The 13,663-nt window shown below is 73.1% G+C and carries 2 protein-coding genes; both read left to right on the forward strand.

The genetic code is table 11. From position 1 onward, the window contains the following. Positions 1–174: 174 nt before the first annotated feature. A complete protein-coding gene (locus IF11_RS0101640) occupies positions 175–4,239 on the forward strand; it encodes a non-ribosomal peptide synthetase (protein WP_078490319.1) in 4,065 nt (1,354 codons plus the stop codon). Beyond that, on the forward strand, positions 4,236–13,598 hold the full coding sequence (locus IF11_RS0101645) for a non-ribosomal peptide synthetase (RefSeq protein WP_030349545.1): 9,363 nt from the start codon (positions 4,236–4,238) through the stop codon (positions 13,596–13,598). Before IF11_RS0101640 ends, IF11_RS0101645 begins: the two co-directional genes overlap by 4 nt. The last annotated feature ends 65 nt before the right edge of the window (positions 13,599–13,663 follow it).

A 13,663-nucleotide genomic window follows, 5' to 3' on the forward strand; every position in this document is an offset into this window, starting at 1 on the left:
GATCGATCATCGGCACTTCGGCTCCCCCGCACAGGCACCCGTACCCGTACCCGTACCCGCACCGGCTCGCAGCACAGCACCGCGTGACAACGACGTCCGCCGCCTTCCCTGCGCCGGCGCTCCCACCGCGATCCCACCTCCGCACTGAGCCTCCCCCACGGGAAAGGGCTGGTCTTGTCGGCGATACGCACCTCCCCCACCACGGCCACGACCACCACCACGACGCGGCAGCCCGCGATACCGGCGCAGGACGCCGGCGCGCCGCACCCGGAGCGCGGGACGCCTCCGGCACTGTCGCTCGCACAGGAGCGGCTGTGGGCGCTGGCGCAGCTGGACGGCGCCAACGCGGCGTACAACGAGCCGGTGGCCTTCGCGCTGCGGGGTCCGCTGGACCGCGCGGTGCTGGTCCGCGCGCTGGACGCGCTGGTCGCCCGGCACGAGGCGCTGCGTACCCGCTTCGTCCCCGCGGCGGGCGAGGCGTACCAGCGGATCGATCCGCCGGACACCGGTTTCACGCTCGTGGTGGAGGACCTGACCGGGCTTCCGGACGCCGACGCGCGGCTCGCCGCCCGGCAACTCGACGAATCCACCGCTCCGTTCGATCTGAGCCGGGGCCCGCTGGCCCGTGGCCGGCTGCTCGTACTGGACGCGCACCACCATGTGCTGCTCATCACGGTGCATCACATCGTGTTCGACGGCTGGTCCAGAAACATCATGCTGCGTGAACTGGGCCTGCTCTATACCGCGTTGCTGCGTGGCGAGGAGCCCGCGCTATCACCGCTGACCTGGCAGTACTCCGACTATGCCCGCTGGCAGCGGGAATGGATGGCCGGCGACGAGCCCGCCGGGCAGAGCGCGTACTGGGCGCGGACCCTGGCCGACGCCCCGCCCCTGCTCGAACTGCCCACCGACCGGCCGCGCCCCGCCGAGCAGGACTACCGCGGCGGCCGGGTGCGCGTCTCGCTCGACGAGGAACTCACCGCGGCTCTGAAGGCTCTCGCCCAGCGGCACGGCACCACGCTCTACTCGACTCTGCTGACCGGCTGGTCCGTGCTGCTGTCGCGTCTGACCGGGCAGTCCGACATCGTTGTCGGAGCCCCCACGGCGAACCGCAGGCGCGGTGATGTCGCCGGACTGATGGGCTTCTTCGTCAACACCCTCGCGCTACGGGTCGATCTTTCGGGATCGCCGACCGGGGCCGACATGCTGGGGCGGGTGCGCAGCACCCTCCGCGGCGCCCTGGACCATGTCGACCTGCCCTTCGAGCGCGTGGTGGAACTCGTCAATCCGCCGCGCAGCGCCGCCCACACCCCGCTGTTCCAGACCATGTTCGCCTGGGTTCCCTCGCTGAGGGGCCTGCTCGATCTGCCGGATGTCGAGGTGGAGCCGCTCGGCATCCCGCACGCGCCGGCCAAGTTCGATCTGGTGCTCGCGCTGACGGAGGAGGACGGCCGGATCGTCGGTGATCTGGACTACGCCCGTGCCCTGTTCGACCACGAGACGGTCGAGCGGTACGCGCGCTATCTGCCGCGGATGCTGGCGCGGCTGGCCGAGGAGCCCGGCCGGGAGGTCGCGGACGTCGCTCTCATGGACGCGCGGGAGCGCCGGGAGCTGCTGGCGGACTGGAGCACCGCCGAGGAGACCGGGACGCCCCCGGCCCCCTGGCCCGGCGGCCTGATCGAGCGCTTCGAGGCCCAGGTGCGGACCCGCCCCACCGGCGCCGCCCTCGTCCACGCGGGCGAGCGGCTCGACTACGCGACGCTGGAGCGGCGCGTCAACCGGCTGGCCCACGCCCTGATCAGCCGGGGCGCGGGCCCCGGCCAGGTGGTGGGTCTGCACGCGGGGCGGTCGACGGAGCTGGTGGTGGGTGTGCTCGGCATCCTCGCGGCGGGCGCCGCCTATCTGCCGCTCGATCCGGGCCAGCCCGCCGAGCGTCTCGCCGCCATGGTGGAGGACGCCGTACCCGTACTGGTGCTGAGCGACTCCCCCGACGCACCGCGCGCGGACTGGCGGTCCCTGACCGCCGTCGAGGCCGAGGGGCAGCGCGACGACGCCCCCGGGATCGCGGTCCGCCCCTCGGACCCGGCGTATGTCATCTACACCTCCGGCTCCACCGGCCGGCCCAAGGGCGTGGTGGTGACCCATGACTCCGTCACCAACCTGTTCGACCAGTGGCTGGCCCGGTTCGGGGACGCCCCCGGCGAGGCGGCGTCGGCCTGGTCGAGCATCGGCTTCGACGCGTCGGTGCACGAACTCCTGCTGCCCCTCACTACCGGCGCCGTACTGCATCTGGTCCCCGACGAACTGCGCGGCGACCCGGAAGCGCTGATGGGCTGGATGCGTGAACACCGGATCGCGACGGCGTTCCTGCCGCCGTCCTATGTCAAGTGGATCGACGAGGCCCCCGAGGCCCGCTTGAAGGGACTGGCCCTGCGTCAGCTGCTGACAGGAGTGGAGTCCCTTCCTGAGATGGCCCTGTACCGCATGGGGCAGGCCATGCCCGGCCTGCGTATCTGCTACGGGTACGGGCCGACCGAGGCCACGCTCTACAGCACCGCCTACACCGACCCACGGCCGCTGGACCGGCCCTGCCCGATCGGCCGGCCGCTCCCCCGCACCCGGCTCTATCTGCTGGACGAGCGGCTGAGGCCGGTGCCGCCCGGGGTGGCGGGCGAGGTCTGCCTCGCGGGCGCGAGCCTGGCCCGTGGTTATGTGGGCCGCCCGGATCTGACGGCCGAACGGTTCGTCCCCGACCCCTTCGTGCCCGGCGAGCGCATGTACCGCACGGGCGATCTGGCCCGCTGGCTGCCGGACGGCAACGCCATGTACGTGGGCCGCCTTGACGACCAGATCAAGCTGCGGGGCTTCCGTATCGAACCGGGCGAGGTGGAGGCGGCGCTGCTGGAGCTGCCCGGTGTACGGGAGGCGGCCGTACTCGCCGACCGCGACGCCCCCGGCGGACCGCGTCTGGTGGCGGGCATCGGCCGGGGCGACGCGGCGGCCCGGCCCCCGTACGCGTGGCGCGCGGCGCTCTCCGAGCGGCTGCCGGACTACATGATCCCCTCGGTCTTCGTCGAACTCCCGCGCCTGCCGCTGAACCGGAGCGGCAAGCTGGACCGTACGGCGCTGCTGGAGCGCTCCCGGTCCGCGCTGCCCGCCCAGGTCAACACGGCCGCTCCGCGCGATCACGTGGAGATGGCACTGCACCGGATCTGGACGCGGCTGCTGCTCCATCCCGCCATCGGCGTCACCGACAACTTCTTCGATCTGGGCGGCACCTCGATCTCCGCCATCAAGGTGGCCCACGCCGTCCAGGAGGAGTTCGGCGAGACCCTGCCGATCCGCGACCTCATGCTGCACCCGACCGTCGAGGCGCTGGCCGAGCGGCTGCGGAAGGGTGCGGCGCCCGGGCAGCCGGGCGACAACCTGATCGAGTTCCGCGCGGGCGACGGGGAGCGGCGGGTGGTCTGTGTCCACCCGGCCGGCGGGACCGCCTTCTGCTATCTGCCGCTGGCCGCCGCGCTGCCCGGTTCGGTGGGTGTGCACGGCATCCAGTCCCCCGGTATCAACGCCGGCGAGATACCGCTGCCCACCGTCGAGGCCATGGCGGAGGAGTATCTGAAGCTCGTCGATCCACGCCCCGACGAGTCGCTGGTCCTGTGCGGACTCTCGTACGGCGGTCTGATCGCCCATGAGATGGGACGCCGGCTGGCGTCGGCGGGACACACCCGGCTGAGCGTGGTCCTGCTCGACACGCACGGCACGGAGGACGCGGCGGAGCGCGCCGCGATCGAGCCGGTGGACGCGGCCGAGTTCCGGGAGAAGCTGGTCAGGTTCAACGGGATGTACCCGGGCATCGAGGACGACCAGATCGACCGGTACTTCCGTATCTACAACCACAACCGGATGACCGCCCGTGACTACCGGACACCGGCGTCGGCGGCCCGGCTGGTTCTCGTCCAGGCCACCGCGGACGGTGAGGACGGATCGGACGTACGCGCGTTCTGGCAACGGCGTGCCGAGGGGGGCCTGTTGGTCGAGCCGGTGGAGTGCGGTCACTGGGACATGCTGGAGAGCGCCGAGGTGCCGCGGGTGGCCGGACTGATCGCGGCCGAACTGACCCGGATGTCCGGCGAACCCGCCCCGCCGGGCGCCCTGCAACCGGCCGCCCTCCAGCCTGCCGTCGGACAACCGAGTGCGGAGCGGCAGGCCGGTCCGTCCGTCGCGCGGGAGGCATGATGCGATCCGGAACGGGCCTCCCCGCGACCTCGCCCGCGACCGGTGTGGCACAGGGGGTGTACGAGCAGGCCCTGCGCACCCCCGGGGCCATCGCGCTGGTCGACGGCGACCGGCGGCTCGACTACGCCGAACTCGACGCCACGGGCGCGGCGGTGGCCGAAGCGCTGCGCCGCGCCGGTGTCCGTCCCGGCCAGGCGGTGGCCCTGGCGCTGCCACGCTCCTGGCAGCTGGTCTGCGCCATGCTCGGCATCCTGCGGCTCGGCGCCCGGGTCGTACCGCTCGACGCGCAGAGCCCGCCGGAGCGCCGCCGCCATATCCTGACGGACTCGGCCAGTGTGGCGGTGATCCATGACGGGACGGCCGCCCCGGACGCCCTGCCGGACTCCGTACAACCGCTCCCGGTGGCCGGGCTCCTGACGACGGGAGACGGTGAACAGACCGAGCCCGAGCCGCCGTTCACCGGCGCACCGGTCTCCTTCCTCTTCTACACCTCGGGAACGACGGGCCGTCCCAAGGGAGTCGAGGTACGGGACGCCGGCATCCTGCGCCTCGCCCGGCCCGGATACATCCGGCAGGCGGCGGGCGCGCGCTTCGCCTGTCTGTCCAACCCGGCGTTCGACGCGCTGAGTTTCGAGGTCTGGGTACCGCTGCTGACCGGCGGCTGCTGTGTGATCCTCGGCGACGAGGCCGTCCAGACACCGCACGAGCTGGCGGCGGCGCTGGTGCGCGAGCGTATCGACACAGCGTTCGTCACGGTGGCGCTCTTCAACGCGGTGGTCGACACCGTGCCCGACTGCTTCGCCGGGGTCGGGCAGGTCCTGGTGGGCGGTGAGCAGCTCAACGCCCGTCTGATACGCCGCTGGTACGGCCACAACACGGCGAGCGCCACCCAACTCCACAACGTCTACGGACCGACGGAGTCGACCACCTTCGCGCTGTGCCACCCCATCCCCCGCGACTTCGACGGGGACCGGGTGCCGATCGGCCGGGCGCTGCCGGGCACGGACGTGCTGCTGGTGGTCCCCGGCACCACGCGTACGGCCGCGCCCGGTGAGACGGCCGAACTCCTGCTGGCCGGCGAGGGTCTCGCGGCCGGCTATCGCGCTCTGCCCGAGGAGACGGCGCGCCGCTTCGTCCGGCTCCCCTGGCACGACGGCGGCCGTACGCTCCACTACCGCACCGGCGACCTGGTACGCGCCGACGCCGACGGCCTGGTCGAGTACGTCGGCCGCGCCGACCGCCAGGTGAAGGTCCGGGGCTTCCGGATCGAACCCGGCGAGCTGGAACGGCGGATCGTCGCACACCCCGCCGTACGCCAGGCGTACGTAGGCGTCCGCCGCGACGGCGAGCACGGACCCAACGAGCTGCTGGCCTATGTGGTGCTGGGCGAGGAACTGTCCTTCGAGGAGTTCGACCGCCATCTCGCGGCCGGGCTGCCGGCGTACATGCGACCGCACCACATCCATGTCGTGGACGCGCTCCCCCGTAACGCCAACGGCAAGGTCGACCAAGCCGCGTTGCTGCGCGCCGGCCATCGCCCCTGGCGGAGTCAGCACGGCCACGAACCGGCCGCCACCGCCTGGCAGCGCGAGGTGCTGGGCCTGGCCGCCGAGATCCTGGGGGTGCCGGAAGCGCGCCTCGACGACCGCTGGATCGCCGTCGGCGGCGACTCGCTCAAGGCCCTGCGGCTGCGTTTCGAGGTACGGCGGCGCTGGGGCTCCGAGCTGCCCCAGGCACTCGTCCTCGACGGGAACCTCGCCGGGATCGCCGAGGCGATCGACAGGGCCAGGAACAGGAACACGGGTGACTCGCCCTATCCGGTGCCGGCCGCCCCCACGGGAGCGCGTACGGCTCCGGCCACCAGCGAACAGCAGCGCCTGTGGCTCCTGCAACAGCGGACGCCGGGGTCCCGGGCCTACCACGTGGGACAGGTCTTCCGGCTGGAGGGGACGGTCGACGCGGTCGCGCTGCGGAGGTCGTTGCGGCGACTGGTGGAGCGTCACCCGGCGCTGCGTACGGGCTTCGAGGCGACGCCCGAGGGGCTGCGCCAGATCGTGGGCGAACCGTACGACCCGTGGACCGACCCCGAGCCGGAAGCACTCCGTGAGGACGGTGTGGACGGGGAGGCGGACGGCGAGGACATGGGCGGGCGGGCCCTCGCCGACCGGTTCTTCGGCCGTCCCTTCGATCTGGCCGAACCCCGGATGCTGCGCGCGAGTTGGCTGCCCCACGAGGGTGGCGGGCTGCTGTCGCTGCACCTGCACCACATCGCGGTCGACGGCTGGTCGCTCAGTGTGCTGCTGGCGGATATATCGGCCGGGTACGCCGATGCTCTCCGGGGCGAGGACGCACCGGAGGCGATGGGTCCCGTACCCCCGTCCGGATCCGGGGCGCCCACCCCGCTCGACTACGCCGCCTGGCAGGCCGAGTGGTTCGCCGGCCCCGCCTACCTGGCCCAGCGCGCCGGGCTGCGCGCCCACTACGCCGGGCTGGACGAGACGGTCGGGCCTGACGAATCGCTGACACCGGCCGGCTCCCGGCCGTCCTCGCGGGCGCGGCTGCTGCACACCTCGCTCGACGCCGTACGCCGCGCCGCCGTTGACCGGCTCTGCGTCGAACTGGGCCTGACACGCTTTCAGTTGCTGCTCGGGGTCTTCGCGTGGAGTCTGTACGGGGTGACCGGCCTGACCCGTCCGCGCGTCGCCGGTCCCGTGGCCAACCGGCCGGTGCGGGAGTTCGAGGCCAGTGTCGGCATGTTCGCCAATACCGTCCTGCTGCCGCTGACCGTCGCGCCGCGCGAGGAGCTGCGCGGCCAGTTGCTGCGCCTGGGCGCCGGTGCGCGGGAGGTGCTCGACCGGCAGGACGTGGCGCTGGCCGATGTACTGGCCGACCGCGAGACGGGCGCCGGCGGGGCGCCGCCGTTCGACTTCCTGTTCGTCCTGGAGAACACCGACTTCGGCGCGCTGGCGCTGCCGGACTGCACCTCCCGGCCGCTGTGGTGGGCACCGGCCGAGGCGAAGTGCCCGATGACGCTGTCCGTCGTCGAGCACCCGGATGGTCTCGACTGCCTGTGGGAGTACGCCGAGGACCACTTCGAGGCCGCCGAAGTCGAGGCGATGGCCGGTCTGTTCGGGCGCGCTCTGGATCTGCTCGCCGTCGGGGCGAGCGCGACCCCGGCCGAGCTGGCGGCTCCGTACCGCCGCGCGCTGCCCGAGCCCGGCCGCGCCGAGCCGGTGCCCCTGATCTGTACGACGGTGGCGGACGGCTTCGCGCGGCAGGTCGCGCGTACGCCCGGCGCGCCGGCCCTGATGAGCGGCGACGGCGCCATCAGCTACGCCGAACTCGACGCACGCGCGGCGGCGCTCGCCGCCGAGCTGCGGGCGGACCACGCGCTGCCGGAGGAGGGCGACCGGCCGTGCCATGTCGCGCTGTTCCTCGAACCCTCGGTCGAGCATGTGGTGGCGCTCCTGGCGCTGGCCCGGCTCAACCTGACCATCGTGCCGCTCGACCCGTCCTACCCCCCGGCGCTGCTGCGGCGGATCCTGGAGCAGGTGGAGCCGCTCTGCGTGCTGCTCCCGCCCGGCGGCGACGCGGCGTTCGACGCCGTCGATCCGGGCGGCACCGTACGGCACGTCGTCACCCTGTCGACCACCGGCGGCCCGTCCGCTCCGGCCGCTCCGCCCGCTTCGGCCCCGGCCTCGCACGACGGTGCCCGTCCGCTCTACACCCTGTTCACCTCGGGCTCCACCGGCACCCCGAAGGGTGTGCGGGTGTCGGACCGCACCCTGTGCAATCTGTTGCAGTGGCAGACGGAGTCGGGCGGTCTGGCGGCGCCCGCCGCCACCCAGCAGTTCTCCATGCTCTCCTTCGACGTGTCCTTCCAGGAGATCTTCGGCACCCTGTGGACCGGGGGGTGTCTGCATCTGGTGCGGCCCGGCTGGCGGCAGGACGCCCCCGCGCTCCTCGATCAGCTGGAATCGGCCGGTGTGGAGCGCGTCTTCATGCCCTACGTGGCGCTCCAGCTCCTCGCCGAGCACGCCGTACACCTGGGCAGATACCCCTCGCGACTGCGGGAGGTGGTGACGGCGGGCGAGCAGTTGGTGTGCACCGACGCGATCCGCCGCTGGTTCGCGGGCATGCCGGGCGCGCGGCTGTTCAATCACTACGGTCCGACCGAGACGCATGTGGTGAGCGCCCTCTGTCTCGAAGGCGACCCGGCGCGCTGGCCGGACCGCCCGGCCATCGGCCGGCCGGTGGCGGGCGCGGTGCTGCGGGTGGTGGACGGGGCGGGTGAGCCCGCGCCGCCCGGCCGCACGGGTGACCTGCTGATCGGCGGCACGATGGCCGCCCGCTGCTATCTGGGCGATACGGAGCTCAACACCACGCGCTTCGTGGAGTTGCCCGGCCTCGGGCTCTTCTACCGCAGCGGCGACCGCGCGAGCTTCGACCGGGAGGGCCTGCTGCACTACCGGGGCCGGGACGACGATCAGATCAAGCTGAGCGGACACCGGCTGGAGCTGGGAGAGGTCGAGGCGGCGCTGCTGCGCCACCCGGAGATCGTCCAGGCGGTGGTGGTACGTGACGGCGACGAGCTGGTGGCCTGCCTCCAGCACCGCGACCGGACGCCGGGGCAGACACCGGACCTGACCCTGACCGCCCGGTCTCTTACAGCCCATCTGGCGCCCCTTCTGCCGCCCCATGTACGGATCAACCGCTTTCGGCTGCTGACCGCCCTGCCGCGTACCCCCAGCGGCAAGCTGGACCGCGCCGCCGCCCTGCGCGCTCCGGGCGAGGAGCTGCGCCGTGACCCCGACGCGGCGGCCGTCCCCGCGGGCGTCCCGTCGAACCCGCTCTCGCCGCAAGAGGCCCGGCTGGCAGAGGCGTTCGAGGCGGTGACCGGCTCGGCCATCGGCCCCGATCAGACCTTCTTCGACACCGGCGCGTCGAGCCTGGGACTGATGCGCTTCCACTTGCGCTGCACCGCCGAACTGGGCCTGCGCTTCACCGTCGCCGACCTGTTCGAACACGTCACGCTCCGCGCGCTGGCGCGCTTCCTCGACGGGCGGGCACCGCGGTACGACACGAACCACGCCACCACGGCGGCTGCGGGCGACGAACCGATCGCCGTCATCGGCATGGCGGTACGGCTGCCCGGCGCCCCGGACCTGTCCGCCTTCTGGGACATGGTGAAGGCGGGCGGCAGCGGTATCGAGCACTTCGACGCCCCCGACGGCGTCATCGGCGCGCGCAGCCAGATGGACGGTCTGCTGGCGTTCGACCCGGACCACTTCGGCATCAGCCGGCAGGAGGCCAGGCTGATGGACCCCCAGCAGCGCCATCTGCTGATGAGCTGTGCCGACGCGCTGGCGCACGCCGGAATCGCCGACCCCTCCGCCCGGCGCGTCGGGCTGATCGCCGGTGCCGGTGAGAACACCTACTTCCAGGCCATGCTGCGCGAGGCCGACCCCGGGCAGCTGCCCGACGGCTTCCAGCTGGCCCTGCACCACGAGAAGGACTTCCTCGCGACGAAGGCCGCCTACCACCTGGGCCTGACGGGGCCCGCCTTCACCGCCCAGGCGGCGTGCGCCAGTTCACTGGTCGCCGTCCACCTCGCCGCCGGGCTGCTGCGCCAGGGAGACGCCGACGTGATGCTGGCCGGCGGGGTGCTGGTCGATACGGAGCTGACCGACGGATACCGCTACCGGCCGCAGCACATCTTCTCCGTGGACGGCCACTGCCGGGCCTTCAGCGACGACGCGAGCGGCACCATCGGCGCCAGCGGTGTCGGCGTGGTGGTGCTCAAGCCCCTGAGACTGGCCAGGCGCGACGGCGACACCGTCTACTCGCTGATCACCGGCTCGGCTCTCAACAACGACGGCTCCGACAAGCTCGGTTACAGCGCGCCCTCGCTCTCCGGTCAACGTGAGGTGATCCGCGCCGCCCTGCGCCGCGGCGGCCGGAGCGGGGCCGACCTCGGCTATGTCGAGGCCCATGGCACCGGCACCCGGCTGGGCGACCCGGTCGAGGTCGGCGCGCTGCGGCAGGCGTTCGACCTGGCGGAATCCGGTCGCTGCGCGCTGACCTCGGTCAAGAGCCAGATAGGTCATCTGGGAGCGGCAGCCGGCGTGGTCGGGCTGGTGCGTGCCACGCTCGCCGTGCACCACGGCCTCATTCCGCCGCACGCCGATTTCCACGCCCTCAATCCCCGGATCGGCCCTGACCCGACGCCGTTCTACATCCCGACCGAGGCGCGGCCCTGGCCCGCCGGGCGTGACCGGGTGGCGGCGGTCAGCAGTTTCGGCATCGGTGGCACCAACGCCCATGTGCTCCTCGAAGCCGATGAGCCGGATGGTGCTTTCGCGCCGGTCGCCACCGAACCCTGCCTGGTGCTGTCGAGCAGCAGCGAGGCCGGTCTGCGTATGGACGCCGCCCGGATCGCCGACTATCTGACGGCCCGTCCCGAGGCGTACGGGACGGTGCTGCGCCATCTCCAGGCGGGCCGGCCGGCGCGGCGCCTGCGGATCGCGGCGGTCTGCCCGGACGCGTCGACCGCGGTGGAGTGGCTGCGTACGGCGGTTCCGGCCTCCGGCACCGTCGCCGTCACCGTCACTGAAGAGCCGGCCGGGGAATCGGTCGCGGCGGTGGGACGGCCGGCGCAGGACCTGGCCGACGCGTGGCGGGCCGGACGGCGGATCGACTGGCCGGCCGGGCCCGCGCAGGCGCCCTGGGACTTCCCGCCGCCCGCCTTCGAGCTGGCGGAGTACGACTTCGCGCGCGCCACGCGGCCGGCGAGCCCGATCGATCCGGCGGGCGGCGAGGGACCACGACGGCTTCCGGAGGCCGACTGGCTGCGTCAGCCCCACTGGGTACGGCTGCGCCGCGCCGCCCCCGCAACCGCGTCGCGTACCTCCCGTCTGCTGGCGGTGCTGACGGACCGTCCGGCGCCGCCCGAAACGGTCCGCGCCTTCGAGGCGGTCTACGCCCGTGTCGTACGGGTCAGCGCGGCCGGTGCCTTCGCCCGGCGGGGCGATGACGTATTCGAGGTCGACCCGTCCGACCACGTATCGGTGCGCCAGTTGCTCGACGCCCTCGCCGAAGCGGGCCGGGACGGCATCGACTGGCTGCACGCGCTGCCACTCGCTGTCGAGGGCCCGGTCGGTTCCGGCACGCTGGCGCACGCCCAGCGGGCGTGCCTCGACGCGCCGGCCGCGCTGGTGCGGGCGGTGGCCGACGGGCCCGGGGCACCGGACGTGCGACCGTGGTGGCTGTCGTACCGCGCCAAACCCGTCGACGGCTCCGTACTGCGGCCGGAACTGAACCTGCTGGCCGGTGCCGTCGAGGTGGCACCGCAGGAAGGTCCGGTGGACGGCCACTGGCTGGACCTCCCCGGCGCCGATCTGGCGGACTGGGCTCCACGACTGGCCGCGTTGCTGGCTGACGCGGACGCCGATACGGACGACGAGACGGACGCCGGTCCCAACACCGGCCCCGGGGCCCGGCTGCCGAGACAGCTCGCACTGCGCCAGGGCTACTGGTGGGAGCAGATCACGCTGCCGGTGTCCCCGGCCGGCGTCACCCCCGTGGCGCTGCCGGCCGAGGAGGGCGTCCATCTGATTCTGGGCGGCACGGGCGGCATCGGCACCGCCCTCGCGGCCTGGCTCCTTGAGCGGACCGACGGCCGGGTCCTGCTGCTGGCCAGAACCTCCCGCCTCCCGGAGGAACTGGCGCCCTGGACCGACCGGGTCGAGCTGATCGAGGCGGACCTCGGCGCGTCGGCGCCCGAGGAGATCATGTCCCGGATCGGCCGGCGGACGGCGCGGCTCGACTGTGTGGTCCACGCGGCCGGCGTGGCGGCCGGCGGTCTGCTCGTACGGCGTGACGCCACCGCGATGCGGGAGGCAACGGCGGCCAAGGTACAAGGCGCCCTGCTGATGGAGCAGTTGATCGAGCGTTACCGGCCGACGGTCGCGGTCTACTGTTCGTCGATGTCGGCGCTGCTCGGCGGCGTCGGCCAGTTCGACTACACCGCCGCCAACGCTCTTCTCGACGGTTTCGCCCACCACCGGTCGGGCGACGCCGAGACCACCGCGCGGATCAGCGTCAACTGGGATGTGTGGCGCGAGGCCGGGATGGCGCTGCGGGCGCCCCTGTCCGACGCCCGCCATCAGGCGCATCTGTCGGTCGGTCTGACGGTGGACGAGGGAAAGCGGCTGTTCGCGCGAGCGGTCGGGCTGCAATTGCCTCAGCTCCTCGTCTCGACGACCAATCTGGACGAGTCCCGCGTGTTCTACGCGGCACCAGCGGCATCGGCGGCATCTGTCGCGGATTTCGGCCGGGCCACGGACACGGCGGCGGGTCTTCTCACCGAGCGGTTGTCCGAATGGGTGGGCGTCGACCAACTCGACCCGGACGTACCGCTCTACGACCTGGGCGCGGATTCGCTGACGATGCTGGATCTGATCAGCGAGGTCAAACGGCACTTCGGTGTCGAACTCGAACTGTCGTGGCTCAGCCACCGGGTCTCGCTCAACGAGATCCTGACACGACTCGACCGGGCGACCCCCGCCGAGGCAGCGGCCGGATCGGTCGTGGCGGAGGACGTGGCCCTGGAGGTCTGGCAGGAGGGCACCGGACGCGAGGTGCTCTGCCTGGTGCACCCCGTCGGCGGTGACATCCAGGCGTACCGCTCACTGGTGTCCGCCCTCGACCCCCGGCTGACCGTCTGTCTCATCGCCGACCCCGCGCTGCGGCGGCCCGTATCGCCGGCCTGGACCCTGGCCGAACGGGCCCGGCGGTACCGCGCCGCGCTGCTCGCGCGCTTCCCCGACACGGCCTGGCGCCCACGGCTGGCCGGCTGGTCGTTCGGTGCCTGGGTGGCGGCCGAGATGGCCGCGGAGGCGGAGGCGGCCGGACGGCCCGTGGAGGCGCTGCATCTGCTCGACCCGCCGCCGCCAGGTGCCGGAGGGCTGTTCCAGGCGTACGACGAGACGCAGCTCGAAGCGGTGTTCGCGGCCGAACTCGGCGACAGCGGGGGCGCGTCGGCCGGTGAGCACGCGCGGGCCTATGCCGAGCGGCTCGCCCACTGCTGCCGGGCCAATCTGCTCAGCATGGCCGAGCACCGGGTGCGGCGGCTCGCCGTCACGCCGAGCCGGCTGTGGCTGGCGGAGCGGCCGGTGGCGGGCATGCCGTCGCTCGGCTCCCCGGAGGAACAGTGGGCGCTCTGGCGGCCGTACCTCCCGGAGCCCACCTCCTGGCACCGGCTCGACACCACGCACTACGGCGTCGTCCGGCCGCCGTATGTGCGGGCGGTGGCCGAGGCGATCAACGCGGCCTCGTACGACGCGCCCGAGCACCGCTGATCGCGTCGGCGTGGAGACGTTGCGTCTCGGTCCCGCCGCCGGCCCCTCGGCCGGGGAGGGCGCCT

The organism is Streptomyces scopuliridis RB72 (genome assembly GCF_000718095.1).
Taxonomy (GTDB): Bacteria; Actinomycetota; Actinomycetes; order Streptomycetales; family Streptomycetaceae; genus Streptomyces; species Streptomyces scopuliridis.